Source organism: Egicoccus halophilus (genome assembly GCF_004300825.1).
Taxonomy (GTDB): Bacteria; Actinomycetota; Nitriliruptoria; order Nitriliruptorales; family Nitriliruptoraceae; genus Egicoccus; species Egicoccus halophilus.
The window spans coordinates 1,147,050-1,167,822 of sequence record NZ_CP036250.1; the positions used below are offsets into that span (position 1 = coordinate 1,147,050).

Annotated in this window: 16 protein-coding genes; 15 read left to right on the forward strand and 1 reads right to left on the reverse strand. The window is 72.1% G+C overall.

Annotated features, from left to right (window positions below; all coding sequences use genetic code 11):
* Window positions 1–122: 122 nt before the first annotated feature.
* From ELR47_RS05225 to ELR47_RS05265, 8 genes are all read left to right on the forward strand, one after another.
* Window positions 123–1,097, forward strand: a complete 975-nt coding sequence (locus ELR47_RS05225; protein ID WP_205745458.1) for an acyl-CoA desaturase — start codon at window positions 123–125, stop codon at window positions 1,095–1,097.
* A 94-nt stretch (window positions 1,098–1,191) separates the two neighbouring features.
* Window positions 1,192–1,851: a TetR/AcrR family transcriptional regulator gene (locus ELR47_RS05230; RefSeq protein WP_205745459.1), complete on the forward strand. Its 660-nt coding sequence runs from the start codon at window positions 1,192–1,194 to the stop codon at window positions 1,849–1,851.
* On the forward strand, window positions 1,848–3,035 hold the full coding sequence (locus tag ELR47_RS05235) for an aminotransferase class I/II-fold pyridoxal phosphate-dependent enzyme (protein WP_130648933.1): 1,188 nt from the start codon (window positions 1,848–1,850) through the stop codon (window positions 3,033–3,035). Before ELR47_RS05230 ends, ELR47_RS05235 begins: the two co-directional genes overlap by 4 nt.
* Window positions 3,032–3,796 (forward strand): nitrilase-related carbon-nitrogen hydrolase, encoded by a 765-nt coding sequence (locus ELR47_RS05240; protein WP_130648934.1) that lies wholly within the window; start codon window positions 3,032–3,034, stop codon window positions 3,794–3,796. The genes ELR47_RS05235 and ELR47_RS05240 overlap by 4 nt, the downstream gene beginning before the upstream one ends.
* Before the next feature lie 42 nt (window positions 3,797–3,838).
* Window positions 3,839–4,735, forward strand: a complete 897-nt coding sequence (locus tag ELR47_RS05245; protein WP_130648935.1) for an ATP-grasp domain-containing protein — start codon at window positions 3,839–3,841, stop codon at window positions 4,733–4,735.
* A 43-nt stretch (window positions 4,736–4,778) separates the two neighbouring features.
* Window positions 4,779–5,681: a TIGR01777 family oxidoreductase gene (locus ELR47_RS05250; RefSeq protein ID WP_130648936.1), complete on the forward strand. Its 903-nt coding sequence runs from the start codon at window positions 4,779–4,781 to the stop codon at window positions 5,679–5,681.
* 69 nt (window positions 5,682–5,750) lie between these two features.
* Window positions 5,751–7,049 (forward strand): glycosyltransferase family 4 protein, encoded by a 1,299-nt coding sequence (locus ELR47_RS05255; protein ID WP_130648937.1) that lies wholly within the window; start codon window positions 5,751–5,753, stop codon window positions 7,047–7,049.
* Between the two features lie 276 nt (window positions 7,050–7,325).
* A complete protein-coding gene (locus ELR47_RS05265) occupies window positions 7,326–8,390 on the forward strand; it encodes a LacI family DNA-binding transcriptional regulator (RefSeq protein ID WP_130648938.1) in 1,065 nt (354 codons plus the stop codon).
* Window positions 8,391–8,457: 67 nt separating this feature from the next.
* Here the strand turns inward: ELR47_RS05265 and ELR47_RS05270 are convergent, their stop codons facing one another.
* Window positions 8,458–10,650 (reverse strand): alpha-galactosidase, encoded by a 2,193-nt coding sequence (locus ELR47_RS05270; RefSeq protein WP_130648939.1) that lies wholly within the window; start codon window positions 10,648–10,650, stop codon window positions 8,458–8,460.
* Between the two features lie 233 nt (window positions 10,651–10,883).
* Between ELR47_RS05270 and ELR47_RS05275 the strand changes: the two genes are divergently transcribed.
* The 7 genes from ELR47_RS05275 to ELR47_RS05305 all read left to right on the forward strand — a co-directional run bounded on the left by ELR47_RS05275 (window position 10,884) and on the right by ELR47_RS05305 (window position 20,773).
* Window positions 10,884–12,674 carry an ABC transporter substrate-binding protein gene (locus tag ELR47_RS05275; RefSeq protein ID WP_130648940.1) on the forward strand — a complete coding sequence of 597 codons (1,791 nt, stop codon included), beginning with the start codon at window positions 10,884–10,886 and terminating at the stop codon, window positions 12,672–12,674.
* Between the two features lie 169 nt (window positions 12,675–12,843).
* Complete coding sequence (locus tag ELR47_RS05280) at window positions 12,844–13,839, forward strand: ABC transporter permease (protein ID WP_130648941.1); 996 nt, start codon at window positions 12,844–12,846, stop codon at window positions 13,837–13,839.
* Between the two features lie 116 nt (window positions 13,840–13,955).
* Entirely contained in the window at window positions 13,956–14,873 is a 918-nt protein-coding gene (locus ELR47_RS05285; RefSeq protein ID WP_370469424.1) for an ABC transporter permease, read from the forward strand.
* A 1-nt stretch (window position 14,874) separates the two neighbouring features.
* On the forward strand, window positions 14,875–15,828 hold the full coding sequence (locus tag ELR47_RS05290; protein WP_130648943.1) for an ABC transporter ATP-binding protein: 954 nt from the start codon (window positions 14,875–14,877) through the stop codon (window positions 15,826–15,828).
* The gene (locus ELR47_RS05295) at window positions 15,828–16,793 is read left to right on the forward strand and encodes an ABC transporter ATP-binding protein (protein ID WP_130651230.1); all 966 of its coding nucleotides are present in this window, start codon (window positions 15,828–15,830) and stop codon (window positions 16,791–16,793) included. The genes ELR47_RS05290 and ELR47_RS05295 overlap by 1 nt, the downstream gene beginning before the upstream one ends.
* On the forward strand, window positions 16,790–18,208 hold the full coding sequence (locus tag ELR47_RS05300) for a GH1 family beta-glucosidase (protein WP_130648944.1): 1,419 nt from the start codon (window positions 16,790–16,792) through the stop codon (window positions 18,206–18,208). The genes ELR47_RS05295 and ELR47_RS05300 overlap by 4 nt, the downstream gene beginning before the upstream one ends.
* A gap of 51 nt (window positions 18,209–18,259) precedes the next feature.
* The gene (locus tag ELR47_RS05305; RefSeq protein WP_130648945.1) at window positions 18,260–20,773 is read left to right on the forward strand and encodes a glycoside hydrolase family 2 protein; all 2,514 of its coding nucleotides are present in this window, start codon (window positions 18,260–18,262) and stop codon (window positions 20,771–20,773) included.

Below are 20,773 nucleotides of genomic sequence, written 5' to 3' on the forward strand. Positions count from 1 at the left end.
ACCCCGCCCGCGCTCCCGGACGGGCGGTGGTGGTCCGCCGTTCGCGCGGCCGCCTACGGCACCGTAACTTCCTCTTCCGTAGCTGGTTCCGTAGCCGGACCCGCCGAACGCTGGGAGATCGCGTGTCCTCCACCTCCGCTTCCGCCTCTTCCGTGCCACCTCGGTCCGGGCCGGCGCCCGTCCGCGGGGTCGAGCTGGCCTCGCCCCGGGCGCTGCGGTGGCAGCGCTTCGCGATGTCGGTCGCCGTGGTGCTGCCCCTGGCCGGTGTCGCCGCCGCACTGTGGTGGGGATGGGGCCGCGGGGTCAGTGGTGTCGACGTCGGCCTGCTGCTCGGGTTCTACTTCTTCACCGGGCTCGGCATCACCGTCGGTTTCCACCGACTGTTCACCCACCAGAGCTTCCGGGTCCCACAGTGGGTGCGGGTGCTGTTCGCCGTGGCCGGATCGATGGCCATCCAGGGCGCCGTGATCGACTGGGTCGCCACCCACCGTCGTCACCACGCCTACTCGGACCGGCCGGGCGACCCGCACTCCCCGCACGTCGCCGCCGGTGACGGGTTGCGTGGCATGCTCAAGGGGCTGTGGTTCGCCCACACCGGCTGGATGCTCGGGCCGGAGAAGACGGTCCAGCAGGCCTGGGCGCCCGACCTGCTCAAGGACCGCGCGATCGTGCGGGTCAGCCGCGCCTTCCCGTGGCTGATCCTGGCGTCGTTCGCGCTGCCGGCCCTGCTCGGGGGGCTGCTGACGATGTCCTTCGCCGGTGCGCTGACCGGGTTCCTGTGGGGCGGGCTGGTGCGGGTCTTCCTGCTGCACCACGTCACCTGGTCGATCAACTCGATCTGTCACGTCTTCGGCACGCGCCCGTGGGCCGCGCACGACGAGAGCCGCAACAACCCGGTGATGGCCCTGATCGGGTTCGGTGAGGGTTGGCACAACGGTCACCACGCCTTCCCCGCCTCCGCGCGACACGGGTTGCGCTGGTGGGAGTTCGACATCTCCTGGGTGGTCATCCGCGGGATGCAGAAGCTCCGACTGGCTCGCGACATCAAGCTGCCCTCGTCCACGCAGTTGGCGCGACGGACCCGCTCGCGCGCCTGAAGCCGGCGCGCCGCCGGCCCGGCCAGCAGACGCTCGCCGTCTCCGGCGCACGGTAGGTTGGCCGGCACGCAACCAACGGGCGTGAGGAGCCGGTGTGACCACCGTCAGGCGGGTGCGGATGGCCGCCCCCGAACGACGTGAGCAGCTGATCGACGTGGCCCGGTCCGTCTTCGCCGAGCGTGGGTACCGGGGGGCGGCGATCGAGGAGATCGCCGACCGCGCCGGGGTCTCCAAGCCGGTCGTGTACCAGCATTTCGGGGGCAAGGAAGGCCTGTACGCCGTGGTCGTGGACCGCGAGGTGCAGCGGCTGACGCGGGCGATCGCGGGTTCGTTCGAAGCCGTCCATCCCCGACTGGTCGCCGAGTCCGCCGCCGAGGCGTTCCTCACCTACATCGAGGACCACGAGGACGGCTTCCGCGTGCTGGTGCGCGACGCGCCGGTCGGCGCCAGCGACGGCACGCTCGCCTCGGTCCTCGACGACGTCGCCGTGCGCGCCGAGCGACTGCTCGTCGACGAGTTCGGCGAGCGGGGCTTCGACGAGGACACCGCGCCGATGTACGCCCGCATGCTCGTGGGGGCCGTGGCCCTGGTCGGGGAGTGGTGGCTCGAGGTGCGCGAACCGCCCCGTGAGGTCGTCGCCGCCCACGTGGTCAACCTGCTGTGGAACGGCCTGCGTCATCTCGACGCCACGCCGGCCCCCGACCGACGGGTCCCGCGCACGCACCAGGTCGGTGAACAGGAGCGTCCGGCATGAGTGAGCGTCCGACCGCGCCACTGGTCGCCCGCATGCGCGGGTTCGGCACCACCATCTTCGGCGAGATGACCGCGCTGGCCCTCGCGCACGACGCGGTCAACCTCGGCCAGGGGTTCCCCGACGAGGACCCACCGGCGCTGATGGTCGACGCGGTCGTCGACGCCATGCGGGCGGGCCACCACCAGTACGCCCCCGGGCCGGGGGTGGCGGCGCTCCGACGGGCCGTCGCCGACCACCAGCGCCGGTGCTACAGCCTCGAACTGGACCCCGACACGGAGATCAGCATCACCTTCGGCGCCACGGAGGCCGTCGCGGCGAGCCTGCTCGCACTGTGCGAGCCCGGCGACGAGGTGCTCGTGCTCGAGCCGACCTACGACGCCTACACCGCCGTGCTGACGCTGGCCGGCGCGGTCGAGGTACGGGTGCCGCTGCGAGCGCCGGACTTCGCCCTCGACCTCGACGCGCTGCGCGCCGCGGTGACGCCGCGCACCCGCCTGGTGCTCCTCAACACCCCGCACAACCCCACCGGCACGGTGCTGTCCGACGCCGCGTTGGCGGCGGTCGCCGAACTGTGCCGCGAGCACGACCTGCTCGCCGTGACCGACGAGGTCTACGAACATCTCGTCTACGACGGCCGACACCGGCCGCTGGCGACGTGGCCGGGCATGCGCGAGCGCACCGTCACCGTCTCCTCGGCCGGCAAGACGTTCTCGTGCACCGGCTGGAAGGTCGGCTGGGCCTGCGCGCCGCCACCGCTGACCGCGGCGCTGCGCACGACCAAGCAGTTCCTGTCCTTCTCGGGCGGGACGCCCCTGCAGTACGGCGTGGCCGCCGGCCTCGACGCCGGGGACGCGTGGTTCGACGCGCTCCGCGAACGCCACCGACGTCGCCGGGACCTCGTCGTCGACCGGCTGCGTGCCGGTGGTGCGGCGGTGCACTCGCCGGCCGGCGGGTACTTCGTCACCCTCGACGTGCGCTCGCTCGGACACGAGGACGGCGAGGCGTTCTGCCGCTGGGCACCCGCCGCGCTCGGGGTCGCCGCCGTCCCGGTCGCGGCCTTCGTGCGCGACCCCGCCCCGGTCCGCTCGCTGGTCCGCCTGGCCATCTGCAAGCCCGAGCCGGTCCTCGCCGAGGGCGTGGACCGGCTCCTGCACGCCCGTGACGTCGCAGGAGCACGACCGTGAGGATCGCTGCCGTCCAGCACGACATCGTCTGGGAGGACCGCGAGGCGACGCTGCGCGCCCTCGACGGCCGCGTCGCCGCGGCCGCCGCCGGCGGCGCGCGACTGGTCGCCTTCTCGGAGATGTTCGCCACCGGGTTCTCGATGAACACCCACACCACCGCGGAGCCCCTCGACGGGCCGATCGCGACGTGGATGGCGGAGCAGGCCAGTCGCCACGACGTGTGGGTGGCCGGCTCGCTGGCGCTGCAGGCCGAGGAGCACGACCTGCCGGTCAACGCGCTGCTGCTGGTGTCACCCGACGGCCGGCACCACCGTTACGACAAGATCCAACCGTTCCGCTACGCCGGGGAGCACGAGCGCTTCGCCGCCGGCAAGGCGCCGCTCACGGTCGACGTCGAGGGCGTCCGCCTCGGCCTGTTCGTCTGCTACGACCTGCGGTTCGCCGACGAGTTCTGGGCCGTCGCCCGCGACACCGACGCCTACCTGGTGGTCGCCAACTGGCCGGCCGCGCGCCGCCACCACTGGCGGACCCTGCTCGACGCGCGCGCGATCGAGAACCAGGCCTATGTCGTCGGCGTCAACCGCGTCGGCGAAGGGGGCGGGCTGCGCTACACCGGCGACAGCCGGGTGGTCGACCCGCTGGGGGAGACGCTCGTGTCGGCGGCGGGGAGCGAGACGGTGCTGTTCGCCGACCTCGACCCGGCCGTGGTCGCCCGCGTGCGCACCGACCTGCCGTTCCTTCCCGACCGCCGCACCGGCTGAGCCGCCCTCCCCGCCGCCATCCGTCCCGACAGGACTCGTTGCATGCACGTCGCTCTCGTCACGGCCGCCGTCGACCTCGACTTCCTGGAGGCGGTCGACGACGCGCTGGTCACCGCACTCGAGGACCGTGGGGTGCGGGTGACCGAGCCCCGGTGGGACGACCCGGCGGTGGACTGGTCGACGTTCGACCTCGCCCTGGTGCGCACCACCTGGGACTACCCGGGACGGCGCGACGAGTTCGTCGCCTGGGCCGCGGCCGCCGGCGAGCGCACCCGCCTGTTCAACCCGCCCGACGTGCTGCGCTGGAACACCCACAAGTCCTACCTGCTCGAGCTCGAGGAGCGCGGGGCTCCCGTGGTGCCGACGGCCTGGCTCGGTCAGGGGGACCGCGTCGTGCTCGACGAGCTGCTCGTGGCACGTGGCTGGCGCACCGCCATCGTCAAGCCGGCGGTCGGTGCGGGCGCGAGCGGCCTGGCGCGCGTCACGGTCGGGGACCCGGACGCGCAGGCGCATCTCGACGCCGAGCTGGCGGTCGGTGACGTCCTCGTGCAGCCCTACCTCGCCGCGGTCGAGACCCGCGGTGAGCTGTCGGTGGTCGTGGTCGACGGGGCGGTCAGCCACGCGGTGCGCAAGGTGCCCAGTGGCGGCGAGTTCCGCATCCAGGAGGAGTTCGGCGGCCGCTACGCCAGCGAGACGCTGGACGTCGACACCGAGGCGCTGGTGCGCTGGATCGTCGAGGCCACGGGCCACGACCTGCTGGTGGCGCGGGTCGACCTGCTCGAGGACGAGGTCGGCCAGCTGCAGTTGGCGGAGCTCGAGGCGACCGAACCCGACCTGTACCTGCGCACCGAGCCGGCCGCGGCCGGTCGCCTGGCCGACGCGGTGGTGCGTCGCCTCGGCTCCCCGGCCGGGGAGGACACCCGTCCGCCTGCCGGCTGACCTGCGAACCTCGGGCGAACGCGTCGAGACAGGAGCAGCGCAGGTGAGGATCGCGATCACGGGTGCCACCGGACTGATCGGTCGGGCGCTGACCGAGGACCTGCAGGGCGACGGCCACCAGGTGGTCGCGGTCACCCGCGACCCGTCGGCGGCCGCCGCCGGGGACGTGGTGTGGGACCCCGCCGCCGGTCACATCGACGCTGCGGGGCTCGAGGGGCTCGACGGGGTCGTCCACCTCGCCGGTGAACCGATCGGCGACGCGCGCTGGAGCGAGGACACCAAACGACGCATCCACGACAGCCGCGTGCAGGGCACGACGCTGCTGGCCCGGACGCTGGTGGGGCTGGACGCACCGCCCCCGGTGCTGGTGTCGGGCTCGGCGGTCGGGTTCTACGGGGACCGCGGCGACGAGGTGCTCACCGAGGTGTCCACGCCCGGCGACGACTTCCTCGCCGGCGTGTGCGCCGACTGGGAGGCGGCGGCCGAACCGGCCCGGGCTGGCGGGATCCGGGTCGTGCATCCGCGCACCGGCGTCGTGATCGCGGCCGACGGTCCCCTGATCGACAAGATCGAACTGCCGTTCAAGCTCGGCGTCGGCGGCAAGGTCGGCTCCGGTCGGCAGTACGTGCCGTGGATCTCGCTGACCGACGAGGTCCGGGCCCTGCGGTTCCTGCTCGAGCACGACCTCGAGGGGCCGGTGAACCTGACCGGGCCCGAACCGGTGACCAACGCGGAACTGACCCGCCTCCTCGGTGAGGTCCTGCGCCGACCGACCGTGCTGCCCATCCCGACCTTCGCCGTCACGGCGCTGTACGGCGAGATGGGCCGGACGCTGGCCAGCGTCAGCCAGCGGGCGGTCCCGCAGCGGCTGCTCGACGCCGGGTTCCGCTTCGTCCACGGCGAGCTGCGTGGGGCCCTGCGGGAGGCGCTGCGCCCCGCGGCGTGAGGGTCCGCGGCCCGGCCGCCGGACCGACCGGATGCGAGGGACGGTCGGCGGCCGTGGCACGCTTGCGGCATGCGCGTCCTGATGCTGACCTGGGAGTACCCCCCACACGTCGTCGGTGGGCTCGGCCGCCACTGCGCGGCGCTCGCCCGCAACCTCGTCGCGCAGGGCCACGACGTCCACGTCGTCACCCGCGGCCCGTCGTCGCACGCGGCGGCCGCCGGCGGCGAGGTGGGCGACGTCCCGCTCGAGGAATGGCGCGAGGGCGTCCACGTCGTGCGGGTGCCCGAGGCGCCCCCGGTCATCCCGTTCGAGGACCTGGTGCCGTGGGTGCTCGCGTTCAACAACCGGGTCCAGGCCGCCGCGGCCGGTCTCGCCCGCCGCTACGACGTCGACGTGGTGCACGCCCACGACTGGTTGGTCGCCTACGCCGCGGCCGGCATCAAGGAGGCGTTCGGGCTGCCGCTGGTGGCGACCGTCCACGCCACCGAGTACGGCCGCCACCAGGGCTGGCTGCCGGGCCCCATGAACAAGCTCATCCACCAGGTCGAGTGGTGGCTGACCTACGAGGCCCGCCGGGTCATCACCTGCTCGACCTACATGCGTGAGCAGGTGGAGGACATCTTCGCTCTTCCCGACGACAAGGTGGACGTGGTCCCCAACGGGGTCGCCGTGCGCGACTTCGCGCTCCCGGCCGACGAGGTGGCCGACTTCCGTCGCACCCTGGTCGGACCGCGCACCCGCATGGTGCTGTTCGCCGGGAGGCTCGAGTACGAGAAGGGGGTGCAGACGGTGCTGGAGGCCCTGCAGGAGGTGCGGGCGGCCGTCGGTCCGGTCAAGTTCTTCATCGCCGGGATCGGGACCTACTCGGCGACGCTGCGGCGTCGGGTCCGCGAACTCGGGCTGCGCCGCCACGTGCACTTCACCGGCTTCCTCGCCGACCACGAACTCCGCCTGCACTACGCGGCCGCCGACGTCGCGGTGGCGCCCAGCATCTACGAGCCGTTCGGCCTGGTCGCGGTCGAGGCGATGGCGTGCGGCACCCCCGTGGTGGCCGGCGACACCGGCGGGCTGCGCGAGATCGTCGCGGGCGGCTCGGGACTGAGCTTCCCGCCCCAGGACGCGGGCGAGCTGGCCGGTGCGCTGACCCGGGTGCTGGCCGACCGTGAACTGGCGCAGGGCATGGTGGCCCGCGCGCACGCACGCATCCGGGACCGCTACGACTGGGCGTCGGTGGCGGCCGCGACCGTCGGCGTCTACCACCGGGCGGTCGCGGAGGAGGCCGAACTCGCCGGTGGGGAGCAGCGACCCGCGCTGCGGCCGATCCTGCGGGCGGCCCCCATCCTGGCACTCGACGAGGCTGCCGGGTGAGCACGGCCCGCGGGCCGCAACGCACGACGTCGTTTGACGCGAACCGGGGAACGCGCTTTCGTAACCGGGCGGAACGGGGCGCCGCGGCGCTCGCCGTGCCCGCACGTCCCGCGCCGTCCGTCGGCCCCGCGGCCGTTGTCGTCCGTCGCCAGACCCCCGGGGGCTGCCGTGAGCACCGATCAGGCCCCGCCCGGGGCGCCTCCGACAGACGGGACACCTCCGACACCCGGGGCGCCGGCGACCGACGGGGCGCCTCCGGCCCACGGGGCGACACCGGTGACGCCACGACCGGGTCGCATCACCATCGCCGACGTCGCCCGCGCCGCCGGCGTGTCGCGCAGCGCGGTGTCCTTCGCGCTCAACGACCGGCCGGGCATCGGGACCGACACCCGCGCCCGGATCCTGCGCGTCGCCGACGAGTTGGGCTGGCGTCCCAGCGCCCGGGCGCGGGCACTGGCCAGCGACCGGGCCAACGCCGTGGGCTTCGTCTTCGCCCGCCCGGTCGAGCTGCTCAGTGCCGACCCGTTCTTCAGCCAGTTCCTCGCCGGACTGGAGATGGTGCTCTCACCGCTCGACCAGGCACTGGTGCTGCAGGTCATCACCGGCGGGCAGGAGGCCGAGGCGGCCGCCTACCGCCGTATGGCGCACGCCGGGCGCGTCGACGGCTTCGTGCTCACCGACGCCCGTGAGGACGACCCGCGCTTCGCGGTGCTCGAAGGGACCGGGCTGCCGGCGGTGCTCGCCGGTGACGCGACGGCCCAGACCCCCTACCCGACGCTGGGGCCCGACGAGTCGGCCGGGACCACCATGGCCGTGCGCCACCTGCTCGAGCTCGGCCATCGTCGCATCGCCTACGTGGCCGGCCCGTCCAACATGCAGCACGCCCGGCGGCGCCGCGACGCCTGGCACGACGCCATGGTGGCCGCCGGGCACGAACCGGACCTGCTGGTCCACAGCGACTTCACCGGTCCCGGTGGCGCTGCCGCGACCGAGCAGCTGCTGGACGGCCCGCAGCCACCGACGGCGATCGTCTACGCCAACGACCTGATGGCGACCGCCGGCATGGCGAGCCTGCACCGCGACGGCTGGCGGATCCCCGACGAGGTGTCGGTGATCGGCTACGACGACATCACGCTGGCCGCCCACACCTCGCCGCCGCTGACCACCGTGCGTCAGGACGTCGTCGGCATCGGCCGGCTGGTCGCCGCCGAACTGCTGGCGCGGATCGGGGGCGTGCCCGTCGCCACCCCACCGCTGCGCAACCCCGAGCTGGTCGTGCGTGACACCACCGCCCCGCCGCCCTCCGGACCCCCGCGGGCGCGCCGCAGCCGCGGCCGCTGACCGCCGGCACCCGGAGCCGCCGACAGCGGCGTCGCGGCCGCTGACCGCCGACGCACCGCGCTGGTGCTCAGGTGACGGTGTCGCACGCGGTGACGGCGAGCACGGTGGCGGTCTGCGGGTGGTGGGCGTGGAGGGCGACGCCGTGCCCCGCGAGGTGGGCGCCGCTCGCCGTCACGTGACCCTCGGCGTACCAGGCGGGGGGGCGGCCGCCGGCCGGGGGATCGGTCAGCTCGTCGACCAGCTCGACGCGGTAGCGACGCTCGGCGACGAGCCCGGGCAGCCGCACCGCACTCGCGCGCGCCCAGGCCGAGCTCGTCGCCTGGACGTGACAGAACAGCGCGCGCTCCGGCGTCACCACGCCGTGCACGAGCGCGTGCTCGTCGGGGTGGTCGACCCGCACGACCCGCCCCCCGTGCAGCACGGGACGCCACGCGCGGTAGCGGGTGATCGCGCGTCGCAGCTGGTCGCGCTCCTGCTCGCTGGTGCGGGTGAGGTCCCACTCGATGCCGAGGTGCCCGAAGAACGCCGTCGCGAGCCGCAGCGAGAGGCTGGTGGTCCGTGCGGTGGTGTGGGCCGTGGCGGGCCCGACGTGCGATCCGACCAGCTCCGGGGGCAGCAGCAGCGAGAGCGTGCGCTGGATCGCCTGCCGCTCGACCGGGTCGTTGGTGTCGGAGGCCCACACCCGGGAGGTGCGGGCGAGGATGCCGAGGTCGACGCGCCCGCCGCCGCCCGAGCAGCTCTCGATCTCCAGGCCGTCGTGGCCGGCCAGCACGTCGTCGATCAGGTCGTACAGGGCGTGCACGTGGGCGGAGGTGGCGGCGATCCCGTCACGTTCCGCGGCGACGTGGTCGCGGTTGTAGTCCCACTTGAGGTAGGCCGCGCCGGTCTCGTCGATCAGCGCGTGCAGCCGGTCGCGCAGCAGGGCGGCCAGGTCCTCGCGCGCGATGTCGAGCACGTGCTGGTTGCGCGTGGTCGGCCCCGAGGTCCGCGACAGCGCGACGGAGGGGTCGGCGCGGAACAGCTCCGAGTCGGGGTTGACCATCTCCGGCTCGAACCACAGCCCGAACTGCATGCCACGTTCCCGCACGCGCCGTGCCAACGGCGCGAGGCCCTCGGGGTGCACCTGTGGGTCGACGTACCAGTCGCCGAGACCGGCGGTGTCGTCGCGCCGGCCGAGGAACCAGCCGTCGTCGAGCACGAAGCGTTCGACGCCGAGCTCGGCGGCGACGTCGGCCAGCCGCTCGAGCGTGTCGGCGTCGTGGTCGAAGTACACCGCCTCCCAGGTGTTGAGGGTGACCGGGCGGGGCGTGCGGGGGTGCGAGGGGCGGGCGCGCACGAACGCGTGGAAGGCGTCGGAGACGCCGTTGAGGCCGCTGGCCGACGCGACCGCGTACACGGCGGGGGTGACGTAGGTCTCGCCGGGGGCGAGCAGGATCTCGCCCGGGTGCAGGTGCTCACCCAGCTGCAGCAGGGCGAAACCGTCGGCGGTGCGCTCGGCACGCAGCTCGCTGTTGCCCGACCAGGCGAGGTGGGCCGCCCACACCTGGCCGGCCTCGTCGCTGCAGCCGGTGCTGCCGGCGAGCAGCAGCGGCGGGTCCTCGTGCGAGGTGCGCCCCCGGACGTTGACCCGTTCGATGCGCCCCACCTGCCACGGGTGGCGTTGCAGGGAGAACTCGCGGACCCAGCGGCCGGCGACGTCGAGGACCTCCCGCGCGCGGTCACCGACGGGCAGCGTGACCCGCAGCGCGTCGAGCCGGTAGTCGTCGGGGCCGGGGGGCGCGGGGCGCGGTCGGCCCAGTCCCGGGGTGCGCGAGGGGAACGACGTCCCGCTGGGCGTGGCACCGCCCCGCAGGTTGGTCACCGCGGCGCGCGCCCGGACGACGTCGTGGTCGTCGATGCGCAGCTCGACGTGCAGTCGCAGCCCACGGGTCGTGTCGTCGGCGACGGTGACCAGTCCGTCGGGCGACCAGATCGTGGTCACCGCGTCGAGGTCGGGTGCCCAGCCGGTGCCGTCCAGGAACGCGCCGCGCAACGCCGGCGAGCCCTGCCATCCGGTGGCGTGCATGGGCAGCAGGTCCAGGGGCAGCGGGGCGTCGACGGTCGCCTGGGTCTGGGCCGGGGTGCTGGCGGCGACGGCTCCGGCGGCGTCGTCGTCCACCGGCGCGGGTCCCCACGCCCGCACGATCGGGACCCGTCCCTCGGGCGCCTCGACCAGCAGGGCGCTGCGGGTCCCGGTCAGCCAGCGCATCTCGTTCGTCATGTCGTCTCCACGGGCTCGTCCGTCGGACCCTAGTGCTGCGGGGCAGAGGTCCCCACTTGCTGCCTTGCGGTTGACATGGGGTAACTGAATCGGTTTAGTGGGTTCGGGCGGGAGAGGGATCGCCCAGGCCACCGGCCACGTCGTACGTCGCAGGCACCTCCTGGCGGAGGGCCGTGCTCGGCGTACCCGCGGACCTCTTCTCCCACAGGCTGACGACGAGGGAGAGCAGCATCATGGGACGATGGGTACGACGCGCGAGCGCCGGGCTCGCCGTGGCGACGCTGGTCGCCGCCTGCGGCGGCGGCGGTCAGACCACCACGGACGACGGAGCCGCTCCGGCGGGTGGCGAGGACGGCGACGCCGCCGCACCTGCCGAGGACGTCGAGGGCATGCAGGAAGCGGAGGCGCTCGTCGGCGAGTACCCCCGCGAGGAGACCTTGTTCACCAGCGGCACCCAGTGGGGTCCGCCGTCGAGCTGGAACCCGATCCCGGAGTCCGGCGAGGCGACCGGTGTCCGCGGGGCACTCTACGAGCCGCTGTTCATCTTCGACCCGCACACGGTCGAGCTCGAGCCGTGGCTGGCCGAGAGCGGCGAGTGGACCTCGGAGGACGTCTACGAACTGACCCTGCGCGACGGCCTGACCTGGCAGGACGGTGAGTCGCTCACCGTCGACGACGTGCTGTTCACGGTCGGCATGGGCCAGGAGACCGAGACCGTCGGCACCGCGAACCTGTGGAACTGGCTCGAGAGCGCCGAGGCCACCGGTGAGCAGACCATCGAGTTCACCTTCTCCGACCCGCGCTACCAGGAGTGGGACAACTTCCTGTACGGCACCATGATCGTCCCCGAGCACATCGTCGGGGAGTGGGCGCCAGAGGAGTACGTCGCCAACGCCAACGAGGACCCGATCGGTTCGGGTGCGTTCCGCTACTCCAGCCACGGCGCCGACCGCATGGTCTGGGAGCGCAACGACGACTGGTGGGGCATCGAGGCGCTCGGCCTCGAGATGCCGATGCGCTACATCGTCGACATCGTCAACCCCTCCAACGAGGTCGCCCTGGGTCTGCTGCTGCAGAACGGCCTCGACCTGTCCAACAACTTCCTTCCCGGCATCACCCAGCTCGTCGAGCGGGGCCAGGTCGAGACCTACTTCGACGAGCCGCCCTACATGCTCTCGGCGAACACCGCGATGCTGGTCGCCAACACCACGCAGGAACCGACCGACGACGCCGAGTTCCGTCGGGCGCTGGCGTTCTCGATCGACGTCGACCGGATCGTCAACGGGGCCTACGGCAACATCGTCCAGGCGGCCCACCCGTCGGGGCTGCTGCCGGTGTTCAGCGACTACTACGACGAGCAGGTCGCGCAGGAGCACGGCCACAGCTACGACCCCGAGCAGGCGCAGCAGATCCTGGCCGACGCCGGCTACGAGGACTCCGACGGTGACGGCTTCGTCGAGACCCCCGGTGGGGACGCGATCGAACTGTCGCTGATCGTGCCGGCCGGGTGGACCGACTGGATGGAGGCCGCCCGCGTCATCGCCGAGAGCGCGCAGGCGTCCGGGATCAACGTCGTCGCCGAGTTCCCCGACGCGGGTGCCCTCGACGACGCCCGTACCACCGGTGACTTCGACCTCGTGATCAACAACTGGACCACGCTCAGCAACACGCCGTGGAGCTACTACAACTACCTGTTCTACCAGCCGATCACCGAGCAGATGTTCTCCGGCAACTTCGGTCGCTACGAGAACGACGAGGCCTGGGACCTGGTGCAGGAGCTCTCGCGCACGGAGACCGGCACGCCGGAGTTCCAGGAGACGCTCTCGCAACTGCAGGAGCTGTCGCTGACCGAGATGCCCATGATCCCGCTCTGGTACAACGGCCTGTGGGCCCAGTACAACCCGGTGCAGTGGACCAACTGGCCGACCGACGGCGGTGACAACGACATCTACCCCAGCACCTGGGGTGGGTTCTGGGAGTTCGGCACGGTCGAGATGCTCGCGCAGCTCGAGCCCGCGAACTGACCGCTCCCGTCCCCGTCCCGCGCCTGCCGCGGGGCGGGGACGGCGGGAAGCGCCTCCGTCGACACCCTCCAGTCGTCGGAGGCGCTTCCCCACCAGGCTCCCGCGCAGGAGCCGCCGCCGCTCGGTGCCCGTGTGCTCGGCGCCGGGCCGACCAAGGGGAGTGGTCGCCATGGGCAAGTACTTCGCCCGCAAGTCACTGATCTACGGCCTGACGTTCTTCGTCGCCGTCACGCTCAACTGGGTGATCCCGCGGCTGATGCCGGGTGACCCCGTGCAGCGGATGCTGACCCGCGCGGCGGTGTCGCACCCGCAGTCGATCGAGCCGATGCGCGACTACTACAACAACATCTTCGGTTTCGACCTGCCGGTCTGGCAGCAGTACCTCAACTACTGGACCGAGATCCTGCAGGGCAACCTCGGCGTGAGCATCTGGTTGTTCCCGACCCCGGTCGGCGAGGTGATCATGCGCGCCGTGCCCTACACGCTCGCGCTGATGCTGCCGGCCATCCTGCTCAGCTGGATCGTGGGCAACAAGGTCGGCGCCATGGCGGCGCGCAACAAGTGGTTGGACAACACCGCCCTGCCGGTGGGCTACCTGCTCACGGCCACGCCCTACATGTGGCTGGCGATCCTGCTCGCCTGGAGCCTCGGGGTCGTCGGCGGCTTCTTCCCCGTAGCCGGCGGCTACAGCTTCGGCCTGCGTCCCTCGCTGAGCTGGGCATTCGTCTGGGACCTGCTCCAGCACTGGTTCCTGCCGTTCCTGTCGCTGTTCCTGGTGGCGCTCGGTGGCTGGGCGATCGGCATGCGCAACCTCGTGATCTACGAGCTCGAGGCCGACTACGCCAACTACCTCGACGCGCTGGGCGCGCCGGCCAAGCTCGTGCGGCGCTACGCGTTCCGCAACGCGCTGCTGCCGCAGATCACCGGGCTCGCGTTGCAGCTCGGCGTCATCATCGGTGGCGCACTGGTCACCGAGGTCGTCTTCGCCTACCCGGGCATCGGCAACCTCATCCTGCAGGCCATCAACAACCAGGACTTCTTCCTGCTGCAGGGCACGCTGCTGTTCGTCGTGATCGGCGTGCTCGCGGCCAACTTCGTCATCGACATCGTCTACGTCCTGGTCGACCCACGGACCCGGACCGGACTGCAGGGGGCGACCGCATGAGCAGGTCCGAGACCTCTTCCGGCCGTACGACCAACGGCAGCCAGCCGGTCTCCGGCGACCAGCAGAGCGACCGCGACCAGCCCGTCGAGGGCGAGCACGTCGAGGGTGGCTCGGATCTGCCCGAGTCGCCCCAGGCGGCGCCGGACCCGGCCTACCCGGGCGCGCTCAGCGACGGGGTGGTCGTCGCGGGGCGGAAGCGCGAGACGCTGTACTTCGCGCTGCGCAACCCGAAGGTGATCGGCGCGCTGATCGTCGTGTTCGGTCTGCTGGTGCTCGGTCTGGTCGGACCGGCGATGTTCGACCACGGACCGACCGACTACGTGGCCGCACCGCAGCTGCCGCCGTCGGCCGAGTACTGGTTCGGCACCACGATGTTCGGCCAGGACGTGTTCGTGCAGTTCGTCGCCGGTCTGCGCTCGACCTACGTCGTGGGCCTGCTCGGCGGCGGGGTCGCGGCAGCCGTCGGGATGACGATCGGCTTCGTGGCCGGCTACCGCGGCGGGTGGATCGACGAGCTGCTGAGCATGCTCACCAACATCGTGCTCGTCATCCCGGGCTTCGTGGTGCTGATCATCATCAACGCCTACCTCGGCGTGCGCAGCGTGCCGATGCAGGCGCTCTACATCGGCCTGTTCAGCTGGCCCTGGGTCGCCCGCGCCGTGCGGGCCCAGACCTTCTCGCTGCGCAGCCGCGACTTCGTCGACCTCGCCAAGTTGTCGGGGCTGCCCACCCGCACCGTCATCCGGCGCGAGGTCGCGCCGAACATGTACTCGTACCTGTTCATGACCTTCGTGCTGCTGTTCGGCGGGTCGATCCTGACGGCTGCGGCGCTCGACTTCATCGGGCTCGGACCGACCAACGCGATCTCGCTCGGGTTGATGATGAACCAGGCCATGCAGTGGAGCTCGCTCTACCTCGGCCTGTGGTGGTGGTTCGTCCCGCCCGGTGCCGGCATCACGGCCATCGTCGGGGCGCTGTACATCATGAACGTCGGGCTCGACGAGGTGTTCAACCCCAAGCTGCGGGAGATGTGACATGAGCCTCCAGGTCGACGACCTCCGGGTCCACTACCACACCATGCGGGGCAGCGTCCGGGCGCTCGACGGCGCCTCGTTCCGCATCGACGACGGCGAGATCATGGGACTCGCCGGCGAGTCCGGCTGCGGCAAGACCACGCTCGGCAAGTCGTTGATCCGCTTCGACAGCCGGATGCGTCACGTCGGCGGCAAGGTGCAGCTCGACGGTCGCGAGCTGCCGATCGGCGACGACAAGGCCATGCGCAAGCACCGGTTCAAGGACGTCTCGCTCATCCCGCAGTACGCGATGAGCGCCATGAACCCGACCCGCAAGATCGGGCGCATGGTCCGCGAACTGCTCGAGTCGCGCGGCGAGAGCTTCGAGGAGATCCGTCCGGAGCTCGAACGCCGTGTCGAGCTCGTGGGGTTGTCCACCGACGTCCTCGAGCGCTATCCGATCGAGCTGTCGGGCGGCATGAAGCAGCGCATGGTGCTGGTGCTCTCGACCCTGCTCGACCCGTCGCTGCTCATCGGTGACGAGGTCACCTCCGCACTCGACGTCTCCAGCCAGAAGGCCGTGGCGCGGGCGCTGGTCGAGTTCCGCGACCGCGGGTTCGTCCGCTCCATGATCGTGGTCACCCACGACATCTCGGTCCTGTACCAGATCGCCGACACCATCATGGTGATGTACGCCGGCCACCTCGCCGAGAAGGCGTCGACCGACACCATCATCGAGCAACCGCTGCACCCCTACACCAAGATGCTGATCGGCGCGCTGCCGGAGGTGGGGGTCCGCTACGAGGAACGCCAGCTCGAGGGCATCCCGGGGCGACCCCCCTCGTTGCTCGATCCACCCACGGGCTGTCGGTTCCGTGACCGGTGTCCGCTGGCGCACGACAAGTGCATCGAGACGCCACCCTTCGTCGAGGTCGCGCCCAACCACCAGGTCGCGTGCTGGGCGGTGATCGGCTGATGCTCACCGTCGAACGCGTCAACAAGGTCTACAAGGTCGGCACCTTCGGTACCGACGAACTGCACGCCGTACGCGACGTCAGCTTCGACGTCCAGCGTGGCGAGGTGGTCTCGCTCATCGGGGAGTCCGGTTCGGGCAAGTCCACGCTGGGCCGCATGGTGCTCAAGCTGATCTCGACCACCGACGGGGCCATCCGCTTCGAGGGCACCGACGTCGGCGGGCTCAAGCGCGGCGCGCTGCGCGAGTACTACCGGCAGGCGCAGGGCGTCTTCCAGGACCCGTTCAGCTCGTACAACCCGATCTTCAAGATCGACCGCACCTACGAGACCCTGCGCTCGTCGTACTTCCCCAAGGTCAGCGACGCCGACTGGCGCGCGAAGCTGCACGACGCGATCAAGGCGGTCAGCCTCGAGCCGGCCGACGTGCTGGGCAAGTTCCCGCACCAACTCTCCGGCGGGCAGCTGCAGCGGCTGCTGATCGCCCGGGCGCTGCTGCTCGACATCGACCTGCTGGTCGCCGACGAGATCATCAGCATGCTCGACGCGTCGACCCGCATCGACGTGCTCAACCTGCTCGGCGAGCTCAAGGGACGTGGGCTGGGGATCCTGTTCATCACCCACGATCTGTCGCTGGGCAACTACGTCAGCGACCGCGTGGTGATCCTCTACCGGGGGCGGGTCGTCGAGAGTGGCGTCACCCAGTCGGTGTTCGGTGACCCGTTGCACCCCTACACCCGCAACCTGCTGGCATCCGTGCCCCAGCTCGACAAGCGCTGGGACGAGGTCGAGGCGGTCGAGGCGGCCCGCGAGGCCGAGCTGCGTGGCCGCTGCATCTACCACGAGCGCGAGGCCACGCCCGGCGACGCGCCCGCCGGGATGGTCGAGGCCTTCCCCGGCCACTACGTCGGCTGCTTCGCCATGGACACCGACGATCCCTGCCCCGCCGCGAAGGAGGCCGTCGCATGACCACGACCCACCCGACCGCGAGCGGCGTCGAGACGCTCGCCGCCCGCTTCCCCTCCGGCTTCCTGTTCGGTGCCGCCACCTCCTCGTACCAGATCGAGGGGGCCGTCGACGTCGACGGTCGCGGGCCCTCGATCTGGGACACCTACAGCCACACGCCCGGTCGCACCGCCGGTGGCGAGACCGGCGACGTCGCCGTCGACCACTACCACCGCTTCCGCGAGGACGTGGCGTTGATGGCGGACCTCGGCCTGTCGGCCTACCGGTTCTCGATCGCGTGGCCGCGCATCGTCCCTGACGGCGACGGCGAGATCGAGGCGCGCGGGCTCGCGTTCTACCGTCGGCTGGTCGACGCGCTGGTCGACGCGGGCATCGAACCGGTCGTCACCCTCTACCACTGGGACCTGCCGCAGGCGCTGCAGGACCGCGGCGGCTGGGCCAACCGTGACGTCGTCGACGCCTTCACGCGCTACGCGACCATCGTCCACGACCACCTCGGCGACGCGGTGCGGACCTGGACGACCCACAACGAACCCTGGTGCGCGTCGTTCCTCGGCTACGGCCTCGGCCGGCACGCACCCGGCCTGACCGATCCGCGGGCGGCGTTCCGGGCCGCTCACCACCTGCTGCTCTCGCACGGCGACGCCGTGGCGGCCATGCGCGAGCAGGCCGCCGGGGACGACCACCGTTTCGGCATCGTGCCCAACCTCTACGGCGTGATCGCCTCCGGTGACGACGAGGCCGACCGCCGCGCCGCCGCCACCATCGACGCGTTGCAGAACCGGCTGTGGCTCGACACCACGCTGCTCGGCCGCTATCCCGACGAGGTCCTCGACCTGCACGAGCGCTTCCGCGCCGGCGACACCGTGCACGACGGTGACCTCGAGCGCATCGCCCAGCCGCTCGACGTCCTCGGGGTCAACTACTACAGCCAGCACCACGTGCAGGCCGGCGAGGGCGAGCCGACCTACGACTCGGCCCACCCCGGCTCCGAGCACGTCGACTGGCTCGCCCCGCCCGAACCGACCACCGAGATGGGCTGGGGCATCGAACCGCACGGGTTGCGCGACCTGCTCCAGCGCCTGCACGCCGAGTGGCCGGTCCCGCCGATCCTGATCTGCGAGAACGGCGCGGCGTTCCCCGACGCCGACGTCGACGCCGACGGGGTCGTCCAGGACGCCGACCGGCAGCAGTTCCTCGCCGACCACCTCGCCGCGGTCGCCGACGCGATCGACGCCGGGGTCGACGTCGCCGGCTACCTCGCCTGGTCACTGATGGACAACTTCGAGTGGGCCTACGGCTACGCCAAGCGGTTCGGCATCGTGCGCGTCGACTACGACACGCTCGAGCGCACCGTCAAGGCCAGCGGCCGCTGGTACCGCGACCTGCTCGCCGCCCACCGCCAGCAGACCGGCTGACCCCCCGTCCCTAGCCCCCCGCCCCGCATTCCTGCCGTTCCCGAGGCCTCCATGTCGACCGCATCTACCCGAACCCGCACCGAGCTGAGCGACGGCTGGCAGCTGCGCCTGCGCACGCCCGGGAAGGGCACGCCCGCCGGCTTCGACGACCGTCCGGTCGCCGCGGTCGTGCCCGGCACCGTCCACACCGACCTGCTGCGCGACGGGCGTATCGACGACCCCGTCGTCGGCCTGCGCGAGCACGACCAGCACTGGATCGGCCGCTCGACCTGGTCGTACGCCACCACCGTGGCCTGGCAGCCCGACGGGGCCGAGCGGGTCGAGCTCGTGTGCGAGGGGCTCGACACGGTCGCCGAGGTGCGGCTCAACGGCGAGCTGCTCGGGGCCACCCGCAACATGCACCGCACCCACCGCTTCGACGTCACGGATCGCCTGCGCGAGGGCGACAACGACCTCGAGGTGGTGTTCCTGCCCGTCCACGACGAGGTCGACCGGGTCCGCGACGAGGTCGGTCTGCTGCCGGCCACCGAGGCGGTCCACTACCCCTACGTGCGCAAGATGGCCTGCAACTTCGGCTGGGACTGGGGGCCGGTGTTCGTCACGGCCGGCATCTGGCGGCCGATCGCGCTCGAGTCGTGGTCGACGGCACGACTGGCCTCGGTGCGTCCGCTGGCCACCCTCGTCGACACGACCGGTCACCTCGAGCTCGCCGTGGACGTGGCCCGGACCGGCGGCGAGGCGGACCTGCGGGTGCGCGTCACCGTCGACGGCCGCACCGCCGAGGCGCCGGTGGACGCCGAGCACGGCGTGGTCGCCCTCGACGTCGACGACGTGCGCCCGTGGTGGCCGATCGGCTTCGGTGAGCAGGCCCGCTACGACGTGAGCGTCGAGTTGCTCGCCGGCGACGAGGTGGTCGACCGCGCCGAGCGCCGCGTGGGCTTCCGCACCGTCGAGGTCGTCGAGGAGCCCGACGCCGTCGGCACCGGCTGGCAGCTGACCGTCAACGGCCAGCGGATCCCGGTGCGTGGCTTCAACTGGATCCCCGACACGCCGTTCCCCTCCGAGGTCGACGCCGCCCGCTACGCCCGTCGCATCGACCAGGCGATCGCCGCCAACGCCAACCTGCTGCGCGTCTGGGGCGGTGGCATCTACGAGTCGCCCGACTTCTACGAGCACTGCGACGCGACCGGCGTGCTGGTGTGGCAGGACTTCCTGTTCGCCTGCGCCGCGTACCCGGAGACCGACGCGTTCCGCGCCGAGGTCGAGGCCGAGGCGCGCGAGGCCGTCGCCGAGCGGTCCACCCACCCGTCGCTGGTGCTGTGGAACGGCAACAACGAGTGCACCTGGGGTTGGCACGACTGGGGCTGGCAGGAGGTCCTCGGCGACCGCCCCTGGGGGAGCACCTACTACTACGAGACCCTGCCGGCGATCGTGGCCGAGCTCGACCCGACGCGCCCGTACCTGCCGGGCAGCCCCACCTCCGGGGACCTCGCGGTGCACCCCAACGACGACGCGCAGGGCGTGTCGCACATCTGGAACGTGTGGAACGACGAGGACTACCTGCACTACCGCGACCGGGAGCCGGCGTTCGTGGCCGAGTTCGGCTTCTGTGGTCCGGCCACGCACGCCACGATGCGTCACGGTGTGCCGGACGGGGAGCTGACCCTGGACAACGAGGCCGTCGTCCACCACCTGCGGGCCGAGAACGGCGTGCACAAACTGCGGCGCGGACTCGCGGAGCACTTCCCGGAGGTCGCCTCGGGTGACGACTGGCTGTGGCTCGCGCAGCTCAACCAGGCCCGGGCGCTCACCGTCGGTGTGGACCACCTGCGGGCGCTCGAGCGGTGCTCGGGCGCGGTCGTCTGGCAGCTCAACGACTGCTGGCCGGTCGTCTCGTGGGCGGCGGTCGACAGCGACGAGCGGCTCAAGCCGCTGTGGTACGCCCTGCGCGACGCGTTCGCGCCCCGGCGGGTGGTCGTCCAGCCCGACACCGACGGTCTGGCGCTGGTGGCGATCAACGACCAGCCCGAGGACTGGCAGGCCGGGGTCGTGGTGCGGCGGGTGCGCTTCGACGGCACCGTGCTGGCCGAGTCGAAGGTCGAGCTCGCCGCACCGGCGACCGGGGTCGGTCGGGCCCGGCTCGCCGACGAGCTCGCCGTGGCACACGACGAGCGGCGCGAGGTACTGCTCGTCGACGCCGACGGCCACGGGCGCACGAGCTGGTACTGGACCCGCGACACCGAGCTCGCCTACCCGCCCGCCGCGTGGGACACCGAGGTCGAGGTGGTCGACGACGGGCTGCGGCTGCGGATCACGGCCAACAGCTTCGTCCGTGACCTCGCCGTGTTCCCGGACCGGCTGACCCTCGACGGTCGCCCGCTGCCGGCGGACGCGGTCGCCTCGGACCTGCTGCTGACGCTGCTGCCCGGCGAGACCCGCGAGCTCACGATCCGCGGCGCGAAGGCCGAGCACGCCGACGCCGTGGTGCGCCGACCCGTGCTGCGCGCGGTCAACGACCTGCCGGAACTGACCGGCGAAGCCGCAGAGCGCAACGGACACGAGTGA